This window comes from Paenibacillus germinis (genome assembly GCF_013141785.1).
GTDB lineage: Bacteria > Bacillota > Bacilli > Paenibacillales > NBRC-103111 > Paenibacillus_E > Paenibacillus_E phytorum.
The window spans coordinates 125833-147173 of sequence record NZ_WHOC01000149.1 but is presented as its reverse complement, the minus strand read 5'-3'; the positions used below and the strand labels follow the sequence as shown (position 1 = coordinate 147173).

At 47.1% G+C, this 21341-nt stretch carries 26 protein-coding genes; 20 read left to right on the top strand and 6 right to left on the bottom strand.

The window, feature by feature from the left end; all coding sequences use genetic code 11:
* From GC102_RS28080 to GC102_RS28050, 7 genes are read left to right on the top strand one after another with little or no spacing between them, the layout of a single operon-like run.
* Entirely contained in the window at positions 1–651 is a 651-nt protein-coding gene (locus GC102_RS28080) for a precorrin-8X methylmutase (protein WP_171692436.1), read from the top strand.
* 5 nt (positions 652–656) lie between these two features.
* A complete protein-coding gene (locus tag GC102_RS28075) occupies positions 657–1787 on the top strand; it encodes a cobalt-precorrin-5B (C(1))-methyltransferase (RefSeq protein ID WP_171692435.1) in 1131 nt (376 codons plus the stop codon).
* Complete coding sequence (gene cbiE, locus GC102_RS28070; RefSeq protein WP_171692434.1) at positions 1784–3019, top strand: precorrin-6y C5,15-methyltransferase (decarboxylating) subunit CbiE; 1236 nt, start codon at positions 1784–1786, stop codon at positions 3017–3019. The genes GC102_RS28075 and cbiE overlap by 4 nt, the downstream gene beginning before the upstream one ends.
* Entirely contained in the window at positions 3012–3722 is a 711-nt protein-coding gene (gene cobI, locus GC102_RS28065; RefSeq protein ID WP_171692433.1) for a precorrin-2 C(20)-methyltransferase, read from the top strand. The genes cbiE and cobI overlap by 8 nt, the downstream gene beginning before the upstream one ends.
* Positions 3723–4499 (top strand): precorrin-4 C(11)-methyltransferase, encoded by a 777-nt coding sequence (gene cobM / locus GC102_RS28060; protein WP_171692432.1) that lies wholly within the window; start codon positions 3723–3725, stop codon positions 4497–4499.
* A complete protein-coding gene (locus GC102_RS28055; protein ID WP_171692431.1) occupies positions 4496–5653 on the top strand; it encodes a cobalt-precorrin 5A hydrolase in 1158 nt (385 codons plus the stop codon). Before cobM ends, GC102_RS28055 begins: the two co-directional genes overlap by 4 nt.
* Complete coding sequence (locus tag GC102_RS28050) at positions 5653–7041, top strand: cobyrinic acid a,c-diamide synthase CobB (RefSeq protein WP_171692430.1); 1389 nt, start codon at positions 5653–5655, stop codon at positions 7039–7041. Before GC102_RS28055 ends, GC102_RS28050 begins: the two co-directional genes overlap by 1 nt.
* Before the next feature lie 45 nt (positions 7042–7086).
* On the opposite strand, the gene GC102_RS28045 is transcribed toward GC102_RS28050, so the two are convergent.
* Positions 7087–7353 (bottom strand): hypothetical protein, encoded by a 267-nt coding sequence (locus tag GC102_RS28045; protein ID WP_029192924.1) that lies wholly within the window; start codon positions 7351–7353, stop codon positions 7087–7089.
* Between the two features lie 180 nt (positions 7354–7533).
* On the opposite strand from GC102_RS28045, the gene GC102_RS28040 reads away from it, so the two are divergent.
* The gene (locus GC102_RS28040) at positions 7534–7788 is read left to right on the top strand and encodes a hypothetical protein (RefSeq protein WP_171692429.1); all 255 of its coding nucleotides are present in this window, start codon (positions 7534–7536) and stop codon (positions 7786–7788) included.
* Here the strand turns inward: GC102_RS28040 and brfA are convergent.
* A complete protein-coding gene (gene brfA, locus GC102_RS40970) occupies positions 7740–7988 on the bottom strand; it encodes a ribosome rescue factor BrfA (protein WP_512698996.1) in 249 nt (82 codons plus the stop codon). The two genes, GC102_RS28040 and brfA, sit on opposite strands and share 49 nt — an antisense overlap.
* A 122-nt stretch (positions 7989–8110) precedes the next feature.
* Here brfA and GC102_RS28035 point away from each other — a divergent pair, with 122 nt between their 5' ends.
* Positions 8111–8296, top strand: a complete 186-nt coding sequence (locus GC102_RS28035) for a hypothetical protein (RefSeq protein ID WP_312880084.1) — start codon at positions 8111–8113, stop codon at positions 8294–8296.
* 81 nt (positions 8297–8377) lie between these two features.
* On the opposite strand, the gene GC102_RS28030 is transcribed toward GC102_RS28035, so the two are convergent.
* Entirely contained in the window at positions 8378–8563 is a 186-nt protein-coding gene (locus GC102_RS28030) for a hypothetical protein (protein ID WP_171643455.1), read from the bottom strand.
* Between the two features lie 130 nt (positions 8564–8693).
* Here GC102_RS28030 and steA point away from each other — a divergent pair, with 130 nt between their 5' ends.
* From steA to GC102_RS28015, 3 genes are read left to right on the top strand one after another with little or no spacing between them, the layout of a single operon-like run.
* Positions 8694–9848, top strand: a complete 1155-nt coding sequence (steA, locus tag GC102_RS28025) for a putative cytokinetic ring protein SteA (protein ID WP_171692428.1) — start codon at positions 8694–8696, stop codon at positions 9846–9848.
* Positions 9845–10576, top strand: a complete 732-nt coding sequence (locus GC102_RS28020; protein ID WP_171692427.1) for a glycosyltransferase family 2 protein — start codon at positions 9845–9847, stop codon at positions 10574–10576. The genes steA and GC102_RS28020 overlap by 4 nt, the downstream gene beginning before the upstream one ends.
* Positions 10546–11445, top strand: a complete 900-nt coding sequence (locus GC102_RS28015) for a hypothetical protein (protein WP_171692426.1) — start codon at positions 10546–10548, stop codon at positions 11443–11445. The genes GC102_RS28020 and GC102_RS28015 overlap by 31 nt, the downstream gene beginning before the upstream one ends.
* A gap of 9 nt (positions 11446–11454) precedes the next feature.
* Here GC102_RS28015 and GC102_RS28010 read toward each other — a convergent pair whose 3' ends face one another.
* Positions 11455–11712: a DUF2627 domain-containing protein gene (locus tag GC102_RS28010; RefSeq protein WP_029192929.1), complete on the bottom strand. Its 258-nt coding sequence runs from the start codon at positions 11710–11712 to the stop codon at positions 11455–11457.
* A gap of 170 nt (positions 11713–11882) precedes the next feature.
* On the opposite strand from GC102_RS28010, the gene lpdA reads away from it, so the two are divergent.
* The 4 genes from lpdA to GC102_RS27990 all read left to right on the top strand — a co-directional run bounded on the left by lpdA (position 11883) and on the right by GC102_RS27990 (position 16822).
* The gene (gene lpdA / locus GC102_RS28005) at positions 11883–13307 is read left to right on the top strand and encodes a dihydrolipoyl dehydrogenase (RefSeq protein WP_171692425.1); all 1425 of its coding nucleotides are present in this window, start codon (positions 11883–11885) and stop codon (positions 13305–13307) included.
* Positions 13308–13415: 108 nt separating this feature from the next.
* Positions 13416–14426, top strand: coding sequence for a thiamine pyrophosphate-dependent dehydrogenase E1 component subunit alpha (locus tag GC102_RS28000; protein ID WP_171643450.1), 1011 nt, complete (start codon positions 13416–13418; stop codon positions 14424–14426).
* A gap of 3 nt (positions 14427–14429) precedes the next feature.
* On the top strand, positions 14430–15410 hold the full coding sequence (locus GC102_RS27995) for an alpha-ketoacid dehydrogenase subunit beta (RefSeq protein WP_057306382.1): 981 nt from the start codon (positions 14430–14432) through the stop codon (positions 15408–15410).
* A 56-nt stretch (positions 15411–15466) separates the two neighbouring features.
* Positions 15467–16822 (top strand): dihydrolipoamide acetyltransferase family protein, encoded by a 1356-nt coding sequence (locus GC102_RS27990; protein WP_171692424.1) that lies wholly within the window; start codon positions 15467–15469, stop codon positions 16820–16822.
* 1 nt (position 16823) lies between these two features.
* On the opposite strand, the gene prli42 is transcribed toward GC102_RS27990, so the two are convergent.
* Positions 16824–16928, bottom strand: coding sequence for a stressosome-associated protein Prli42 (prli42, locus tag GC102_RS27985; RefSeq protein ID WP_246321154.1), 105 nt, complete (start codon positions 16926–16928; stop codon positions 16824–16826).
* A 76-nt stretch (positions 16929–17004) separates the two neighbouring features.
* Here prli42 and GC102_RS27980 point away from each other — a divergent pair, with 76 nt between their 5' ends.
* Complete coding sequence (locus GC102_RS27980; protein WP_171692422.1) at positions 17005–18135, top strand: M20/M25/M40 family metallo-hydrolase; 1131 nt, start codon at positions 17005–17007, stop codon at positions 18133–18135.
* A 153-nt stretch (positions 18136–18288) separates the two neighbouring features.
* The gene (locus GC102_RS27975) at positions 18289–19404 is read left to right on the top strand and encodes a DUF3866 family protein (protein WP_171692421.1); all 1116 of its coding nucleotides are present in this window, start codon (positions 18289–18291) and stop codon (positions 19402–19404) included.
* On the opposite strand, the gene mciZ is transcribed toward GC102_RS27975, so the two are convergent.
* Positions 19304–19510 (bottom strand): Z-ring formation inhibitor MciZ, encoded by a 207-nt coding sequence (gene mciZ, locus GC102_RS40745; RefSeq protein ID WP_376769414.1) that lies wholly within the window; start codon positions 19508–19510, stop codon positions 19304–19306. The two genes, GC102_RS27975 and mciZ, sit on opposite strands and share 101 nt — an antisense overlap.
* Positions 19511–19600: 90 nt before the next feature.
* Between mciZ and GC102_RS27970 the strand changes: the two genes are divergently transcribed.
* Both GC102_RS27970 and GC102_RS27965 read left to right on the top strand, forming a co-directional pair.
* Positions 19601–20155: an NUDIX hydrolase gene (locus tag GC102_RS27970; RefSeq protein WP_171692420.1), complete on the top strand. Its 555-nt coding sequence runs from the start codon at positions 19601–19603 to the stop codon at positions 20153–20155.
* On the top strand, positions 20156–21334 hold the full coding sequence (locus tag GC102_RS27965) for an endonuclease Q family protein (RefSeq protein WP_171692419.1): 1179 nt from the start codon (positions 20156–20158) through the stop codon (positions 21332–21334).
* Positions 21335–21341 lie beyond the last annotated feature (7 nt).

Genomic DNA, 21341 nt, shown 5'->3' with positions numbered 1-21341 from the left:
ATGGATTTTCATACGGATTTTAAGCCATTAACGGTACAACCGCAAGAAATTGAAGAGAAAAGCTTTGAGATGATTACAGAGGAATTAGGCGATCATACGTTTACTCCGGAACAATACCCAGTTGTACAGCGTGTAATTCATGCATCAGCGGATTTTGAATTAGGACGCAGTCTTGTCTTTCATCCGAGAGCCATCGAAGCGGGGATTGCTGCCATTCGAGCTGGCAAAATCGTTGTGGCCGACGTTCAGATGGTACAAGTCGGCATTAGTAAGCCGCGTATTGAGCAATTCGGCGGCGATGTGAGAGTGTATATCTCGGATAAGGATGTCATGGAGGAAGCCAAGCGTCTGAACACGACACGGGCGATTATTTCCATTCGCAAAGCGATTAAGGAAGCGGATGGAGCTATTTATGCCATCGGGAATGCACCGACAGCCCTGCTGGAGCTGATTCGCCTCGTCAAAGAAGGAATCGCGAAGCCAGGGCTCATCGTCGGTGTGCCTGTTGGATTCGTTTCCGCAGCGGAATCGAAGGATGAACTGGCCAAGCTGGACATTCCGTTCATCACGAACATTGGCCGTAAGGGCGGCAGTCCCGTTGCCGTTGCAGCAGTCAACGCGCTGTCGATTATGGCGGCGCGTAAGGAGTAGCGCCTATGGAGGAAGTACCGGGCAAGCCCATGCGCCACGGATATACCACCGGCTCCTGCGCCACCGCAGGAGCCAAAGCAGCACTAGTGGCGCTCATCGAGCAAGCGCCGCAATCGCACGTGCACATCCGTATCCCCATCGGGGAGACGGTTGAATTTGCCCTGCACAGCTGCGCGTTCACGGAGCTGTGGGGCGAAGCCGCCCTCATCAAGGACGGCGGCGATGATCCTGATGCGACGCACGGTGCGGAGATCATCGTGCGCGTAAGCTTCCGTGCCGAGCCTGGCGTCGGCATCGATGGCGGCATTGGCGTTGGGCGCGTGACGAAGCCCGGCCTGCCGGTCGAGATCGGTCAAGCAGCGATTAACCCGGTCCCGCGGAAGATGATCCGCGAAACCGTGCAGGAAGTGCTTGACCATTACGAGATCGTGCACGGTGTAGACGTGCTCGTATCTGTGCCCGCCGGCGAAGAAATCGCCAAGAAGACGCTGAATGGGCGTCTTGGCATCCTCGGCGGCATCTCGATTCTCGGCACCCGCGGCACGGTGGTGCCATTTTCGAGTGCGGCCTACAAGGCCAGTGTCGCACAAGCGATTCGCGTTGCCGTGAAATGTGGCTGCAAGCATCTGGTGCTCTCGACTGGCGGCCGGACGGAAATATTCGGGATTAACATGTATCCCGAGCTTCCGGAGGAAGCTTTTATCGAGATGGGCGATTTTGTCGGATTTGCTCTGATACAAGCCCAAAGACAAGGCATCCGTAAGGTGACGTTGGTCGGCATGATGGGCAAGTTCTCAAAGGTGGCACAAGGTGTGATGATGGTGCATTCGAAGAGCGCTCCGGTTGATTTTGGGTTTCTTGCGCAGGTCGCGATCGAATCGGAAGCGTCCGATGCACTTATTGAAGAAATCAGAGGTGCCAACACAGCTTCACAGGTTGGAGATTTAATGGCTTCTACGGGGAATTTGCGTTATTTTGAGCGGTTATGCGAGCGCTGCAACTTAGCTGGACTAGAAGAGGTTGCGAGAGACGGGTTTGATTTCATAGAAACAGCGATCATTTCAATGAAAGCCGAACTCTTAGGGAAATCGGCGATGGTGAAGCGGAGCGAGAATGGAGAGATGGCATACGAATGAGTAGAAATGTGAAAGTGATTGGTGTTGGCGATAACGGACAAGGGAGCCTGCTCCCTTTGTATATCAAATGGATTAATGAAAGTGAAGTACTTGTAGGCGGAGAGCGGAATCTTGCCTTTTTTCCTGAATATAAAGGCGAGAAAATCGTCATAAAAGGCAGTTTGCCAGAGCTCATGAGTAAACTTCAGAAAGAAGAACGTTCCATTGTCATTTTGGCTTCGGGCGACCCGCTCTTTTATGGGATTGGCGGTTATGTTGAGAAGAAGCTGGAAGGTGTACAAATTTACCCGGCTGTTAGCTCGATTCAACTGGCTTTTGCCCGGATGGGGGAAAGCTGGCACGATGCTTATATCACAAGCGTTCATGGACGGAGCATCAAAGGCTTGGCGCAGCGAATAGATGGGAAAGACAAAGTGGCCCTGCTCACGGATGAAACGAATTCACCGAGTGCGATTGCGGCTTATTTGCTTTCTTTTGGCATGACCGAATATCGTGCCTTTGTGGCAGAGAATTTGGACGGAGCCGAAGAACGCTGTGGTTGGTACGATTTGGACCAGCTGGTCACGGCAACATTTTCACCACTCAATGTGGTTATTTTGAAAAAACAAGTCCCAGGGCCTGTTTGGCCGCTTGGCATTGAAGATGATCAGTTCGCCCAACGCAAACCGGATAAAGGGCTAATAACGAAAAAAGAAATTCGTGTATTAAGCATCAGTCAATTAGCTCTACAAGTGGATAGTGTTGTATGGGATATTGGAACTTGTACAGGCTCCATAGCCATTGAGGCGGCACGTATAGCTCGTGAAGGCGCCGTATTTGCCATCGAGAAAAACGAAGATGATCTCCAAAATTGCCTGGAAAACAGCGCCAAGTTTCGTGTTGATCTTACAGCCGTGCATGGCAGAGCGCCAAAGGGTCTCGATGTATTCGCTGATCCGGATGCCATCTTTATTGGCGGAAGCGGTGGAGAGATGCAAGAGCTGCTCGAAATATGTGCAGCTAGACTGAAGCCGAATGGCAGGATTGTGTTGAATGCAGCGACGATAGAGACGTTATACGAGGCCGATAAAACGTTTGAGAAGGTTGGTTTCTCTACGCAGATATCGCTAGTACAAGTATCGCGCAGCAAGCCTATCCTTCATATGAAACGATTCGACGCACTGAATCCGATCTACATCATTACAGCGCAGCGCAAGCAGACAGATATGGAAGGAGAAAAAGGCGATGAGTAATATAGGCACACTGTATGGTTTGGGTGTTGGCCCAGGCGATCCGGAATTAATTACGGTTAAGGCTTTTCGATTGTTAAAAGAATGTCCAGTCATCGCTTACCCAAGAAAGAAGCGTGGAGCCAAGAGCTATGCGCTAGCGATTACGGAGCTATACGTGAATACGGAGCAAAAAGAGATGATGGGGCTCACTTTTCCAATGACAAGGGATAAAGATGCGCTTGAAATGCAGTGGACGAAGACAGTTGAAAGTGTTTGGGCACATTTGGTGCAGGGAAAAGATGTTGCTTTCGTGACAGAGGGCGACCCGATGATTTATAGCACCTACATTCACTTGATGCGGCTTATGAACGAACGTCATCCTGAAGTAAAGGCTGTCTCCATCCCTGGGATTTCTTCGATTAACGCGTCTGCTTCACGTTTGGGCATCCCCTTAGCGGATGGTGATGAGCAAATTGCCATTGTCCCGGCTATGGACGACTACGACAAGATGCGCAAGGCCATCGAAGAACATGATTGTGTCGTGTTCATCAAGGTCGCCAAAGTGATTGATTTGATGCTATCCGTACTTCGCGATCTCGGATTTGTGAATAAGGCATCCGTTTTAACGAAAGTCACTTCCTCGGAGGAAGAAATTTGGCGTAATGTGGAAGAACTGCAAGGACGAGAATTGGAATATTTAACCTTGATGGTGGTGAGAAAATAGATGAAACTCTATATAATTGGCGCGGGACCGGGAGATCCGGATTTGATCACAGTGAAAGGCTTAAAGCTTCTTCAGCAAGCAGATGTTGTGATGTATACAGACTCGCTTGTGAATGAAGAGTTGATCGCTAAGGCGAAGCCTGAAGCAGAAGTTCTGAAAAGCTCCGGCATGGAGTTGGTAGAAATGGTTGGCATCATCGTCGACCGCCTTAAACAGGGGAAGATGGTCGTGCGCGTGCATACCGGAGATCCGGCTATGTTCGGTGCAACGATGGAACAAATCGCTCTGCTGCGTAAAGAAAACATTGGCTATGAAATTATTCCAGGTGTAAGCTCCGTTTTCGCTTCAGCCGCGGCTGTTGGCGCAGAGCTCACGATTCCAGATCTTACCCAAACGGTTATTCTAACTCGAGCGGAAGGTCGTACGCCAGTGCCGGAGCTTGAGAAATTGCGCGACCTTGCTGCACATCATTGTACAATCGCTTTGTTCCTGAGTGCTACTTTAATCAAGAAAGTAGTTAGCGAGTTTATTGAGGCAGGGTGGAGCGAGGAGACACCTGTTGCGGTCGTTCAGCGTGCTACGTGGCCGGATCAGCTAATTGTTCGTACAACGGTAGGAAAGCTGGAAGAGGATATGCGGAGCCATGGTATTCGTTCGCATGCGATGATTTTGGCAGGCTGGGCGCTGGATCCGGAAATTCACGGCAAAGAGGAGTATCGCTCCAAATTATACGATAAATCATTTACACACCGTTTCCGCAGAGGTGTTAAGCCATGACGATTAGTCTTGAAGAGGGAGTCATTCCTGTTATACGACAACAAAATGACTATGCGATCGTAGCAATTACGAAGCATGGTGTCGAGATTGCACGTAAGCTGAATGAGCAAATGAGCGGTACGGATGTCTATTACATGAGCAAATTCGTCAAAGGTGATGAAGAGCAGCGCTCGATACAAATGTTTGAGGGCAGTGTTCGTTTATTATTTCCTGCATTATTTCCCGCATACCAAGGACTTATTATCATCATTTCCCTAGGAGCTGTTGTTCGTATGATTGCTCCATTACTGAAAGATAAGAAGAAAGATCCTGGTGTTGTTGTTATTGATGATAATGGGGAGCATGTCATCAGCGTGCTTTCTGGGCATTTGGGTGGCGCAAACGAGCTAACTCATGAGGTTGCAGCTGCTATTCATGCAAGGGCTGTGATTACTACGGCATCGGATGTTCAGAAAACAATTCCTGTCGATCTCTTCGGCCGTCGTTTCGGTTGGGTTTGGGAATCGGCAGATAAACTGACCCCGGTCAGCGCTGCTGTCGTTAATGAAGAGCGAATTGCTGTTATTCAGGAATCGGGTGAACCGAATTGGTGGACACATGAGCGACCTATACCCGCCAATATTAGGCGGTTCACATCGATTTCGGAAGGTCGAGCAAGCGAGCCGAATGCTGTCCTGCTCATCACTCATCGTCTACTGGGGCTAGAGGAGGAAAGCATTCTAACTAACGGAGTGCTGTACAGGCCGAAAGTTATTATTCTAGGAATAGGCTGTAACCGCGGAACTTCAGCAGATGAAATTGAACAAGTCATACAATTAACACTTGAAGAGCTATCATTTTCCATACGAAGCGTGAAAGCAGTCTGTACGATCGATTTGAAGAAGGACGAAGTAGGCTTGCTCGAGGTTACTCGTAATCATGGCTGGGAGTTCATCACCTATACACCTGAAGAGTTGAACACCGTGACCGTCGAGGCACCTTCCGAGACTGTGTATCAGTTTACAGGAGCGTATGCGGTAAGTGAGCCGGCTGTTAAGCTTTACACCGGCCAAGATAAACTAGCATTAGTTAAGAAAAAATCAGGAAATGTCACAATTTCTGTGGGATTACTGGACTTTACTGGTTCTGCTTCATTCGAACGAGGTGGCTTGTGATGGATCGGCGGATTGTCATTGCAGGCACAGGCAGTGGTGTAGGGAAGACTACCTTGACCATCGGTATGATGGCTGCTTTACAGAAACGAGGAATTACGGTTCAGGGATTTAAGTGTGGTCCCGATTATATTGATCCAACCTATCATTCGGCAGTTACGGGAAGGCCTTCACGCAACTTGGATTCATGGATGACTGGGCGTGACGCGGTGAAGGAAATATTTGAGCGAGGAAGTCAAGCTTCAGATATTTCGATTATCGAAGGTGTTATGGGGATGTTTGATGGCAAAAACCCAATGACGGACGAAGGCAGTACCGCGGATATAGGACGCATTCTAGGTGCTCCGATCGTGTTAATTGTCAACATTGCCAGTATGGCAAGAAGCGCCGCTGCGATCGTGAAAGGCTTTCAGGAGTTTGGTCATGGCGATAACATTGTAGGTGTCATTGCCAATCGAGCAGGCAGCGAAGGGCATTATAAGATGGTTAAGCAAGCTATCGAGCAGGAATGCGGTGTTCCTGTACTTGGGTTTCTGCCTCGCGACGTGAACATTGAACTTCCTGAAAGACACTTAGGTCTGGTTCCATCGATTGAGCGAGGCGAGCTCCAAACTTTTTTTGAGCTTTTGGCTGACAAAGTGACGGCACATATAGATTTGGATCTTTTGTTGGATTTAGCCGCAGCTGAGCCAATAGATTGTAAATCCGTTTTGTTTACAAGCGATGATCAACTTGAGGCACCTAAACGGGTTAAAATCGCGATCGCCAAAGATGCCGCATTCCACTTTTATTATCCGGAGAATCTGGAACTGTTAGAGGCAGGAGGTGCGGAATGTGTATTCTTTTCACCACTTGCGGGTGAAGAGGTTCCTCCTGATGCTGATGGACTTTACATTGGTGGAGGGTTCCCCGAGGAATTCGCTGAACGATTAGCTGCCGAAGAAGGGGTTAAGGCGTCTGTCCGCAGCCGAATTGAGGAAGGAATTCCGACACTCGCTGAATGCGGTGGATTTATGTTCCTCACGGAACAAATTGTAGATACGACAGGAAATGAATTTCCAATGGTTGGCATGATCCCCGGAAAAGTCAACATGCAGACGAAGTTAGCAGCTTTAGGTTACCGCGAGGCTTCTGGTGTAGAGGGAAACTTTTTGCTGCCCTTAGGTGAAGAGGCTCGCGGCCATGAATTTCATTATTCAACGTTTCAAGCTAAAGAGGGTGCAGATGTGAAAGCTGCCTTTCAATCGAAGGGTAGGCTTGGAACCAAAGCAGATGGGTATCTCACCGGGAATCTTGTTGCCGGCTATACACATTTGCATTTCGCATCTAATCCGAACATGGTGAAAGAATGGATTCATGCGTGTAAGCAGTATCAGCAAAGTCGTAAATAACAATGAAACCCCTTAGCTAGTTAGCTAGGGGGTTTCGACATGCCATTATTTTATGAATGTAAGAGCTTGATCCGCAATTGAATATTTGTAACGGTCAAGACAGTTGCAAAGGTAATCTTTGCGACAGATCGGGCAAGGTTCTTTCATCAATCTATTCAAATCAGTCACTTTGCCGATACCGGTTTCGGAATCTCTTTCGAAGAAAAGACGGCATTTATTGCGGTCTTTCAGTGAGACAACGACTTCGAAAAGACCATTTTTTTTGTTATCACTAACTATTGTTGCATCTACTACCTGCGGATCGTATGCCATGGTAATTCCTCCTAAGAGTTTTGCTTTAGCAAAACTTTCTACGTAAGCTTAAGCATAAACTAGCATTTTCGTATAGGGATCTTTGACCTGCGATCAAAGTCTCACCTCGTTGTTTAGCTTGTGCGCATTAGTATATTATATAAATAAAAAAGATTTAATTCAATAGGAGGGCCAACACTCGTGATTATGGACTATTGTGAGCAGGAAATGACCGAAGGGAAGGTACAGCTGCACATCGGCCTTCAATTTGAAGATGAGCCAGATTCCTTATATGTAGCGGAGTTAGAGGTAGGAGATAACGGAGTTGTACGGGAGTGGAAGCTGTTCTTTAACGGGTTTGACTGTAACTATACCTTTCGTCCTGCGGAAAGAGAAGCGTTAGTCCGTTATGCAGCCGAACAAGGAATCACGATCCATGAGCTTAATGAAGCATGAAAAAAGGAATCGTCACCATGCGAATGGTTCAAATTCCTTGATTTGTGTTTATCATTTTGTTTAGTTAGTAATTGTTTCAATGTAGGCGTCGTTTTGGTTACTGGGTTGACTCCATGCCAATGCAGTCGATGAATAGCAGGATCGAGCTTGCCTTCGCGTAAACTTCGTTGTCGATTTTTTTGTGCTTGAGTTCGTGACATTAGGATTCCTCTTTTCCTCTTATAAATTTGATTGTCATTCAAGTTAATTTTAAAGAATCATTTGGCCAGGAGCAATGGAAAGTTTTCTTATAACTTATAAATTCAACTCAATTTGGAAAAGGGTGATAGCTTTGCGTATTCAAATTCAACTAGCCGTGTCAGGCGAATTGGTTAAGCAGGATGTACTTGAAATAGCGGAATATAAACTTGGTGAAATGACGGATGAAGAAATCGAAAGTGCGATTGAAATAAAAATCCGCACATGGGTAGATCGCATGGTGCAAGTTGAATGGGAAGTTCTTGAATAACGAAGCATGAACTTTGATTGAATAGAGCTCCGAAAAGGGTGAATCCCCTTCGGAGCTCTTTGTGTGCAATTTTATGTATGTTTAGTGAATGATGTTGCCCACTCCTGTCTTTTGCAAGGCGTGCTCCCAGCTAGGGTAGTAATACAGGGCGTTTTTCATAAGGTCAGGATGCAGCTTCTTCACATTTTTTTTGGCTAGCGACTCCCCGGTGTTGTGAAGCTGTACAATGTGGCCTAACACTTCGTCTGCGCTCATGTTTAGCTCCATGGATGTTTCATCTCCTTTCGATAAGAATATAACCCAATACTTGCCATTGGATGGGTAAAATATACATAGAATATAGTGGCAAAGGGCAAAATAAGTGGGCCAAGAGACGAAAGGAAAGTCGGTGTCTATCATGAATTGGCCCTCGTTGTCATTGTTTTCTTCGAAGCCGCTGCCGCTCTGCAAAGGGAAGATTAGCGTAGGGGCGATTACGAAAGTATTGCTGCGTGATTTGCCGCCAGGCCGAATCGTTGTTCTTCAGCACCGTGACTTGGATGAAGTCATTGCACAGGAACTCATCGACCGTAAAGTCAAAGCGATCATTAATTGCCACCAAACGATGAGTGGCACATATCCGACCCAAGGACCCCTGTTGCTGCTGCAGCAGCATATACCGATTTGGGAAGTGGAGTCGTCGGCGTTCGAAGTTTTTGAATCGAATAAGGAAATTGCGATTTATGAGGATACGATCATCGTCGAAGATCAGCATATCTCCTGTACCGCATTTACACGTGAGAATTGGATAAGCTTGCAGCAGCTTGCGAATGATCAATCGTCAAGGCTATTAGAGCAATTTATTGATAATACGTTAACCTATGCAATTCGGGAGAAGCGAGCTCTTATGGAGCCACTGCCCTCATTACCCCTAAGGGTGAATTGCGAGGGTAAGCATGTGTTGGTTGTTTCCAGAAGGAAGGGGTATAAGAAGGATTTACTTGCCGCAAAAGCTTTTATCTCAATGGTCAATCCGATTCTGATTGGGGTGGATGGGGGAGCCGACGCACTGCTGGAGTGCGGTTATCAGCCGCATCTTATTGTAGGCGATATGGACAGTGTGACGGATCAAGCACTTTCGTGCGGCGCGGAGCTAATTGTCCATGCTTACCCGAATGGAACGGCACCGGGAATGGCTAGATTGACTACATTAGGGTTATTCGCGCACGTACTGCCTTGCTTCGGAACCAGTGAGGATGCGGCGCTCTTACTTGCCTTTGAGCAGCGGGGGGAGTGGCTTGTTACGGTTGGTGCACATACCCACATGATTGATTTTCTGGAAAAAGGAAGGGAAGGCATGGGAAGCACACTTCTTGTTCGGATGAAGGTAGGGGCGCGTTTGGTCGATATCAAAAGTGTAGGCGCCCTGTATAAGCAGCCCTATCTATGGACGAAAGAGGCAGGTACCACTGTTCTTCTTTCACTTTTCTTTATTGCTCTAGGGCTTTTTCAGCTTCACTGGATTTTGAAACGAGTTACTCACGTTGTTTGGAAGCTTGGAGGTGAAGGATGAATCCATATCTATCCATCATTATTCCAGCTTGGAATGAGGCAAGCACGATTCCGTGTACACTTCAACATCTGTTGAATCAGTCGGACTTCATTAGAGGGGCGGGGATGAGCTTCGAAATTATTGTGGTCGACGATGGCAGCGTCGATAATACCTACGAGGCTGCTTGGCCTTGGGTGGACAAGCTGGTCAAGCATGATCGCCGCCGCGGCAAAGGAGCAGCGATGCAATCAGGTGTCGCCAAGGCACGCGGCGACCTGCTGCTCTTCCTTGACGCCGACCTGCAGGATACGGCCGGAGAGGCGCTCGTCCTCATCGAGCCGCTGCTGCGGCGCGAAGCGGATATGGCGATAGCGAAGCTGCCGCCGTCTACCGCCAAAGCAGGCTTCGGCTTGGTCAAGGGTATGGCCCGCCGCGGTATTCACCGGCTCAGCGGCTATAAGACCGAAGCTCCCTTGTCCGGACAACGCGCAGTGCGCGCTGATCGGCTGCGGGAGCTTGGAGGGTTCGCGCACGGCTTCGGCGTGGAAGTCGCGCTAACGATCGATGCGGTGCGGCATGGCCTGCGCATCGTGGAGCTGGACGTGCCCATCACGCACCGTGAAACGGGGCGGGATTGGCACGGATGCGTGCACCGCGGCAAGCAGTTCGCCGAGGTCGGTTTGACGCTGCTGACTCGCTGGAAGGGGAGGAAGCAGGTATGGTTATCATCGGATCGATCCTCGATCTGATTGTGCTTGGAGCGGCAGGGTGGTGGATGCTGCCACACGTAAGGCGCTTTTTGGAGGCCCATGGGCAGGTGGGCCCGAACTATCTTGGTCACCCCATCCCTCGCGGGATGGGGGTCGTTCTTTGGTTGCTCTTATGGCTTCAGGAGCTGGTTCTTCAAGGTGCTGTAAGGTTAGAATCTTCAGGCTTGATGGGCGAAAATTCATTGCTGAAAGAGATTAGTTCCCTTGAAGTGAATAATCGAGTATTCACTTTTACCGCTACATTCATTTTTTTATTAGGTTGGACAGATGATTTAATAGGCAGTAAAGCCGTAAAAGGTCTAAAGGGTCACTTCCAATATTGGATGGAGTCAAAGACTTTATCGATGGGAGCCGTTAAGGCGTTAGGCACATTAACAATTGCTGCATGGCTTGTTGTAGCGGTCGGAAACGATCAAACCCCCATCTGGCAGATGGGGGTTGAGCTAATACTGCTGATACTCATGACAAATACCTTGAATTTGCTTGACGTTCGTCCAGGTCGTTCATTAAAAGCATTTTTGGGTAGTTCTTGTGTGGTATTGTTCGTGGGCTTGTATTTTTTGGACTTGGAAACGAGTGTGTTTTTTCCAATGATCCCGGTATGCATGGGTGGATTGATTCTTTATAGCCTTGATATTCGAGGACTAGGGATGCTTGGTGATGCCGGATCGAATCTACTTGGTTTTACATTAGGTTATGGAATCATCATGATCTTGCCTTGGGAAGCACAATGTGTGATTGTTGCTGTAATCGGCTTCCTTCATAAACAAGCGGAGGTGAGTTCCATTACGCAAATGATTGAAAAGAACCGATTTCTTCATTGGTTAGATCGTTTAGGCCGGACTTGAAAGTTCGGTCTATTTGCGGCGGTTTGGTTTAAATCTTGGTGCTACATAATTTCGTTTACGATCACGGAAAAAAGTCCATCCCCCAATAAAAGCAACACCTAGAAGAAACAAAATAAGCCCAAGGATAAATTTTCCCCACAGGATATGACCATCCGTATCGAATTGAGCGAAAAAGGCGTCCTTCATGGCAAGGAATCCATAGGTCGCTGTCAAACCGGGAATAACGAGAAGAAGAATAGCAATAAATCGATAAAATGGTGCTCTCATAGCTGCTCCTTACTTTGCATGATACATGTTTTTCTATCATCATACTCTGAATCTGTTAGTGTGTCTAATTCACAAATAAGACTATGATTTGATAACCAAAAAAGGGTAATATAATAGAGAGAAGTGTATACATATGAGGTAGTAATCGTTTAATAGGGAGGAAATACATAATGAGTGAACATAGATATGACGTCGTAGTTCTTGGTGGTGGTATTGGAGGTTATACCGCGGCTATACGGGCTGCGCAATTAGGGAAAACGGTGGCTGTCGTGGAAAGGGACAAGCTTGGAGGCACTTGTTTACATCAAGGCTGTATTCCAAGTAAATCTCTCCTTCGAAGTGCTGAAGTATACGCAACAATGAAGAAAAGTGAGGATTATGGCATTTCTGCTGAGTCCATTGAAGTGAAGTTTGATAGTGTGCTTAACCGTAAGCAACGTATTGTTGATCAGCTGCATCAAGGACTGCAATTCCTGATGAAGAAAAATAAAATCACGGTCCATTACGGCAATGGTCGCATAATTGGACCTTCTATCTTTTCACCACGCAGCGGTGCTGTTTCTGTAGAGAAGGAAGACGGGGATATCGAAACGCTTCTATCGAGTAATTTGATCATTGCTACAGGCTCCCGACCGCGTAATTTACCAGGATTAGAGATCGATGGTACCCATATTTTAACGAGTGAAGACGCTTTGCGTATGGAGAACCTTCCTAAGTCAATCATTATTGTCGGTGGCGGTGTGATCGGTGTAGAATGGGCTTCGATGCTGAGCGATTTCGGTGTAGCGGTTACCATAGTTGAGCTGGATAAACGATTAGTTAGCTTAGAAGATGCGGATATTTCCAAAGAGCTGGAGCGATTGTTTAAGAAACGCGGCATTAACTTGGTTACTGGTGCAAAAGTGCTTCCTGATTCGGTGAAGGTGACGGAAGGCAGTGTTACTTTACAAGCGGACAAGCAAGGTGAGATCGTTGAATTAACGGCAGATAAGGTGCTTGTATCTGTTGGGCGCGTAGCCAATGTTGAGGGAATCGGGCTTGAAAATACAGATATTAAAATAGATAAAGGTAGCATTCGTGTGAATCGGTTCATGCAAACGACAGAATCACATATCTATGCGGTTGGCGACGTGATTGGAGGGCTCATGCTGGCTCATATGGCCGGTCATGAAGGGATTTTGGCAGCTGAACACCTGGCGGGTCAAACTCCGCATGAGCTGCAAGCGCATCTCGTTTCAAAATGTACGTATACAAGACCGGAAATAGCTAGTGTTGGTTGGACCGAACAACAGGCTGTAGACCAAGGACACAAAGTGAAAATTGGCAAATTTAGCTTCAAAGGGATTGGAAAAGCACTTGTATATGGAGATACAGATGGCTTCGTAAAGGTTATCGCAGATAGTGAAACGAATGACATTCTGGGTGTACACATGATTGGACCGCATGTGACGAACAGCATATCCGAAGCGGCGCTTGCCCAGGTACTGAATGCGACGCCTTGGGAAGTGGGGCAAACCATTCATCCACACCCAACTTTGTCAGAAGCATTAGGAGAAGCGATGTTGGCCGTCGATGGGATTGCAATTAGCGGATAAAAATTGTAATCATAAACATTTGCGTTTATAATAAGCATATAGAGTCAAGTACTAGGACCAGGTAATAAATTTATGTGGTACCTAAAATTTCTAAAGGAGGCAACCTCCATGTCTATTGGTCAACTATATAAACATAGAAGTTTAGGTTTGTCTGACGACGAAGCCGTTCGTATGTATACAGTCATGAGTCTTGCTGCTAAATATGATGAGCGAGCTTTCATGCTTCAACGCGCAGGTAAAATACCTTTTCACGTATCTGGAATGGGACAATATGCCGGTCAGGTAGGGATGGCTTTTGCGATGAAAGCGCAAAAAGATTATTTCTTGCCCTATTATCGTGACTATGCGTTTGTACTATCTGTAGGTATGACTGTGAGGGATTTAATGCTTGCGGTTTTTTGCAAAGCAGAAGACGTCAACAGTGGTGGAAGGCAAATGGCTGGTCACTTTGGCGATAAGAAAAATCATATAGTCACAGGGTCGTCCCCTGTTACGACCCAAGTGCCGCATGCTGCTGGTATCGCGCTTGCTGCCAAAATGAAAAAGCAAGACTTCGTCACATTTGTTTCCTTCGGCGAAGGCTCAAGCAATCAAGGTGATTTCCACGAAGGCTGTAATTTCGCGGGTGTACATAAACTGCCTGTTATTTTCGTTTGTGAAAATAATCAATACGCGATTTCCGTTCCTCTTCATAAACAAGTGGCAGGGAAAATCGCTGATCGTGCGCTGGGATATGGGTTCCCAGGTATTCAAGTAGATGGCAGTGATGTATTAGAAATGTATCGGGTGACGAAGGAAGCAAGAGAAAGAGCAGCTCGTGGCGAAGGTCCAACGCTCATCGAAATGATTTCCTATCGACTCATGCCTCATTCAACATCGGATGATGACATGCTGTACCGGACGAAAGAAGAAGTAGAACAGAACCGTCAAAAAGACGGCATCCTTAAGTTCAAAGAATATTTAATGGAATGCGGACTATGGAGTGAAGATCAAGATCGTGACCTTCAGGAACGGCAAAAGCAAGAGATTAATGAAGCTACAAAGTATGCGGATCTCGCGCCTTATCCGAAACCGGAAGATACGCTCCTTCATGTTTACGCGGAAGGAGATGACCAATAAATTATGGCTGTAATTACATATTTGGAAGCAATCCGTTCTGCCATGCAGGAGGAAATGCAGCAGGATGATAACGTCTTCGTACTCGGTGAAGATGTTGGTAAAGGTGGTGTCTTGAACACGACCAAAGGGCTGCGTGATTTGTTTGGTGAGGAGCGTGTACTAGACACGCCGCTCGCGGAGTCTGCCATCGTAGGTGTGGCTATTGGTGCGGCGATGTATGGGATGAAACCGATCGCCGAAATTCAGTTTGCTGATTTCATCTTCCCAGCAACGAATCAAATTCTTAGCGAAGCGGCTAAGATTCGTTATCGTTCTAATAATGACTGGACATGCCCGATTGTTATTCGTGCTCCATACGGTGCGACCGGAGCAGGTGCCTTATACCATTCCCAATGTCCGGAATCTGTTTTCTTTGGCACGCCGGGTGTTAAGATCGTAGCGCCTTCGAATCCATATGATGCTAAGGGGCTGTTGAAGGCAGCAATCCGAGATGCTGATCCTGTGTTATTCTTCGAGCACAAGAAGTGCTATCTGGCACTATCTGCGGACGTACCAGATGACGATTATATCGTGCCGATCGGCAAGGCCGACATCAAACGCCAGGGCACAGACATTACAGTTATCGCCTACGGCATGGTTGTAAATTATGCCTTACAAGCAGCTGAAGAGCTTGCGAAGGAAGGCATTTCGGCACACGTACTTGACCTGCGCTCCCTACAGCCACTTGACAAAGAGGCTATTTTGGAGGCCGCTAGGAAAACAGGCAAAGTGCTCATCGCTCATGAAGACAACAAAACAGGCGGTGTTGGTGCTGAAGTGTCGGCGATTATCGCCGAAGAAATGTTGTTCGAGCTTGATGCGCCAATAGCGAGACTTTGCGGCCCTGACGTTCCGGCAGTGGGCAGTAACCCACCGATGGAGAAATTTTTCCTGCTCAATGCAGATAAACTGAAGGATGCTATGCACCAGCTTGCTATGTTCTAATTTCTCACATCTAAATTCCTTATATTGATCATTTCCTGAACTTAGGAGGTACACCCATGAACCAAACCAACAGCCGACTAACCGAGGTAACGGTCCCGCATCTAGCGGAGAGTCTCGTTTCGGCTACAATAGGCAAATGGCTCAAGAAGCCTGGCGATTATATTGAACAATACGATGTGCTTTGTGAGCTTTTCACAGAGAAAGTGAATACGGAAATGCCTTCACCAATTGAAGGTACACTTGTAAAAATTATTGTCGGCGATGGCGAGACAGCTGCTGTTGGCGAAGCCATTTGTTTGATTGAAGAGCCGGGTGCAGCTTTGGCGAACGGAGCATCAACCGCAGGAGCTGCAGCTGCTAGTCATGCTGGAGCCGCGCTGGCGGAAGACTCAGACCAAAGCATGCGTGGTCGTTATTCTCCAGCTGTGCACAGACTTGCGCAAGACAATAGTGTAGATTTGTCTCGTGTTGCAGGGACGGGGCTTGGCGGAAGAATTACGCGTAAGGACGTTGAGCAATTCATCGCCTCCGGTGGAGCGAATGCAGCTCCTGCCGCAGTGCAAACGAATCAACCGGCAGCTGCAGTTGCTCCTCAAACCGCTGCACAAGCAGATTCGCAGCAGGCTCACCAGCCTGTTCGCAGCTCTGGCATCCATCTGTCCGCTAATCCGCAAACACCGTTGATTGAAGCGGAAGGTCATTCATTAGATGCTCGCAATGAGCATTTCATTGACGTTACACCAATGCGCAATGCCATTGCTTCAAAAATGCGCCAGAGTGTAACAGAAATTCCGCATGCTTGGACAATGATTGAGGTCGATGTAACGAATCTTGTTGTTCTGCGGAATAAAGTGAAAGACGAGTTTATGCGCCGAGAAGGCATTAACTTAACGTACTTGGCATTCATGCTGAAGGCGGTCGTCAATGCCATTAAGGATTACCCGATCATCAACTCCGTCTGGGCCGTAGATAAAATTATCGTGAAACGCGATATTAACATTTCGTTATCTGTAGGAACGGAAGATTCAGTCTTGACGCCAGTTATCAAAAAAGCGGATCAAAAAAATATAGCAGGATTAGCCAGAGAAATTGATGAATTGACGAAGAAAACACGCGCGGGGAAATTATCGCTGAATGATATGGTTGGCGGCACATTTACTGTAAATAATACAGGCTCCTTCGGTTCGATTCTGTCTTACCCGATCATCAACTACCCACAAGCAGCTATTGTGACCTTCGAATCGATTGTGAAGAAGCCTGTCGTTATTCAAGATATGATTGCGGTTCGTTCGATGGTTAACCTTTGTTTGTCCCTGGATCACCGTATTCTTGATGGTGTCATCTGTGGCAGGTTCTTACAAAGAGTGAAAGAAAATTTAGAAAGCTATAACGCAGATACAAAGATTTATTAAACTATGAATCAAAAAATAATCCCGCAGTAAACAATATGCTTGATAGCAGCATCGTGAGCAGCATAACGTAAATCACGATTTTAAACCAACGCTTATTCTGTAACAATGAAGATTCACTCCTTTTTCGTGAAAAAGCTTGTACGGTTTTATTGTAACTCATAGAGTGTATCGGAGGAAAGTACATGATTCAGCAAAATCGTTTGGTGGAAGAGTTCATCTCCCTTGTGCAAGTAGACAGCGAGACCCGATTTGAGCAAGAGATTTGTGTCGTTCTTAAAGAAAAGTTCAGTCGTTTAGGATTGCATGTCGTGGAAGATAATTCGATGGCGAAAAGCGGTCACGGATCAGGGAATTTGATCTGTACACTTGAAGCAACGGACAGCAACGCAGCAATTCCGACTATTTTCTTCACTTCTCATATGGATACGGTAGCTCCTGGGAAAGGTATCAAGCCGCAAATTGGCGATGATGGCTATATCCGCAGCGATGGAACGACGATTCTTGGCAGCGATGATAAAGCGGGTATCGCGGCGATGATCGAAGGCATTCAAGTGTTAAAAGAGCAAAACATCCCACATGGCCGCATTCAATTCGTTATTACGGCAGGGGAAGAGAGCGGTCTGAAAGGCGCCCGTGCCATGGATCGCAGCGTTATGGAAGCTGAGTTCGGCTTTGCACTTGATTCTAACGGCGCCATTGGCGATATCGCAACAGCAGCGCCTGGACGTGCAGAAATTGAAATTATTTTCCACGGAAAGTCAGCTCATGCCGGCGTTAATCCTGAAGATGGCATCAGTGCCATCCAAGTTGCGAGTAAAGCAGTTTCACGTATGTCGCTCGGTCGAATTGACAGCGAAACTACTGCGAATATTGGCAGTTTCTCAGGCGTAGGTCCATTGAACGTAGTATGCGATAAAGTGAAAATGGAAGCGGAAGCACGCAGTATCGTTCAGCATAAGCTGGAAGCGCAAATCGCCGCGATGAAAGAGGCTTGTGAATCAGCTGCAGCTGATGCTGGCACCACGTGCCAGTTTAACGCGGATATTGTGTATGCCTCCTATATGCATGATGACTCTGCTCCGATTGTACAATTGACCGCTAGAGCACTAACAACATTGGGATTGACAGCTCGAACATTCCACTCCGGTGGCGGCAGTGATGCGAATATCTTCAACGGAATGGGCATACCAACGGTTAATCTCGCTGTTGGTTATCATGAAATCCATACAACAAAAGAACATATTGCCATTAGTGATTTAGTCAAAACGGCTGAATTACTCGTTGCTCTCGTGAAGGAAGCTGCGAAAGTTTAATTCAACATTTTCTAGCGAACCGATTAGTCTGTGCCAATTTTCTTGGCAGGGCTGGTCGGTTTTTTTATTCACTCACCCAATATAGTGGGGTAAAACGAAAACAATTCACATATGCTTCGAGTAAGACACGTCCAGGAAGGGGAAACTGGCTTGATGATGCGGGATGAGGGTACGGTTTCGGATATTATTTCAGTCAGAGAGGGACTACAGATTGTCACTGTATGGATGCGGAGCGGTGAGCTTGAGCGTGCTGTACACTACACGGATACATTGCCTTTGTTAACTCCTGGGGACGTGGTTGACTTAAATGTAACAGCCATGAAGCTGAGGTTAGGTTCAGGGGGATTTCATATCGTAATATCAATTCGTGACCGAAAATCGGATCACCATTCAGCATCTAAACCTTCAAATGGACACATAATGAAGCTCAAATATACCCCGATGCAGCGAAGTGTGTTCGCTATTGAAGAGCTTGCCAGCTCGTTTCATTCTGTGTTTCAAGGTGACATGAATCTAGAGGGGATGCCCGTCTTACTGGGAGAATTGCACAGTATGCTGCCTGTCGTGATGTGCTGGCTCAGATATCGGCATTCACAAAGAAAAACATCTGATCGTGCTTTGGAGGTGGCCTATATCATGACTGATGGGGGGGCTCTTCCACTTGCATGGAGTGAGCATGTGGCCATACTTGAGAATATGGAATGGCTTAAAACCACGATTACTTATGGTCAAGCCTACGGAGGTAAGGTGGAGGCGGTTAATAAATTTAGCGCATTAGTTGCAGCAAAGCATGTAGCCAAAGCAAATATCAGCATTGTAACCATGGGGCCAGGCATCGTGGGAACGAATACCCGATACGGATTTTCAGGTCTTGAGGTTGGTGAGCTCGTAAATGCTGTATACGCACTTGGTGGGATTCCAGTGGTCATTCCGAGAATTTCTTTTGCTGATTCGAGGATTCGGCATCAGGGCATTAGTCATCATACGCTTACTGCGCTGCAGCTGGCAGCGAGATGTCCGGCTGTAGTGCCTCTCCCACTTTTGGAAGCGAAAGAAAGTGCTGTTGTACAGAAACAAGCGCAGCATCTGCAGCTGCACCGAATTGTAGTCATGCCGAGCCCATCTATTGCAGAAATCGCTGAAGCTTTTTCCATGTATCCACAACCTATTACCTCGATGGGAAGGGGATTATCGCAGGACCCGGCTTATTTCCAAGCGATTTGTGCGGCTGCGGATTGTGCAAGCCAGTTACATATTCCATTAGAGTAATGGTATTTCCACCTTGCTGCAGCATGAGCTGCAATTGACGTTTGATTTCCCAGGCCTTCCCTACAAGTCGAATTTGACGGTCAGTTACATAGCTCTTCATATCCATTTTCCTCATTTCAGGTAAAATTTTGATATAATGAACGATATGCGTGAATGGGACAAGTTAGACCAACTTTAACAAGGATGAGGTGTTCGTATGACATTACACAAAAAATTCGAAGAAATAACCATTAAGACCGAACCAATTTTCAAAGGTAAAATCATTTCGCTGCAGGTGGATCATGTTCGACTACCTAATGGGGAAACCGCAACACGTGAAATCGTAAAGCACCCTGGCGCTGTGGCTGTTATTCCTTTGCTAGGGGATAAAATGATCGTTGTGGAACAATATCGAAAACCGCTTGAGAAAAGTCAGGTCGAGATCCCAGCTGGCAAACTGGATGCAGGAGAAGAGCCGCTTAAGGCAGCCTTGCGCGAATTAGAGGAAGAAACGGGCTTTCGGACTGAAAATATCAAGCTGATCAGTTCCTTCTATACTTCTCCAGGCTTTGCGGATGAAATCATTCATCTCTATATCGCAGAAGATTTAGTGAAGGGTGATGCGAATCCGGATGAGGATGAATTCCTGGAATGCGAAGCGATTACTTTGGAACAAGCTCAGCAGTACATACGTGAAGGTCGAATTAGCGATGCGAAGACGATTATGGCTGTTTACGCCTGGCAGCTATACCTTTTAACAGGTCAAATCTAAATGAATGCTTATTATGTTGATCTCCATATTCACATAGGTCGATCGGAGAAGGGACAAGCGGTGAAGATCAGCGCTGCGAATGACCTGACATTCCTCAATATTGCGCAGGAAGCTGCCGTCAGAAAAGGAATGGAGATTATCGGTATTATCGATTGTCACTCGCCTTCTGTACAGGATGACATCATGACGTACTTGGATCGGGGTGAGATGGTGGAACTGGAGGGCGGCGGCATCCGCTATCAAGACACGACGATTATGCTGGGCAGTGAAATAGAGGTGCGCGATCCAGGCATGGGCCCGGCCCATTTGCTTGCCTATATGCCTAATCTTACGGTGATGCAGGGGTTCACTCAATGGATGAAGGGTCACATGAAAAATGTGGAGCTAAGCTCTCAACGCATTTATGTACCTGCTCGCGTACTTCAAGATGAGGTGCTCGGCAGGGGTGGCATCCTTATACCTGCGCATATTTTCACTCCGCACAAAAGTGTGTACGGAAGTGCGTCTTCTAAGATGGAGCACCTTCTTGATCTTAAAGGCATCTCTGCTGTTGAGCTTGGACTAAGTGCTGATTCCGATATGGCTGGTTTAATTTCGGAGCTTGATCCATTCACATTCGTCACGAACTCAGATGCGCACTCTCTTGGTAAAATTGGACGTGAGTATAACGAGATGAGGCTGGCAGCCCCTACATATGAGGAGCTCGTTAAAGCGCTGCATCGTCAAGAGGAACGCGGTATAATTGCCAACTACGGCCTTAATCCTCGTCTTGGTAAATATCACCGAACTTATTGCAGCTTATGCGAATCCGTTCTGGATGAAAGTGAAACGACCGTCGAGCGCTGTGCCGACTGTGGCAGCAATAAAATCGTCAGAGGAGTCATGGATCGGATTCTGAACTTAGCGGACCGTGAAATGGCTTACCTCCCGCCTTATCGACCTCCGTATCATTTTCAAGTTCCACTAGAATTTATCCCAGGTCTAGGGCCTAAAAAGCTTGATCAACTGCTTCGCCGCTTCGGAACGGAAATGAATGTCCTGCATCGCACCACACCAGATGAGCTTGCAAGTGAAATTGGTGAAGAAATTGCTTCTTATATTGTAAAAGCGCGAGAAGGCACCTTAAAGCTTGAAGTTGGTGGCGGGGGGAGATACGGCAAAGTTAAAAATCGTTCATAGTTTCCAG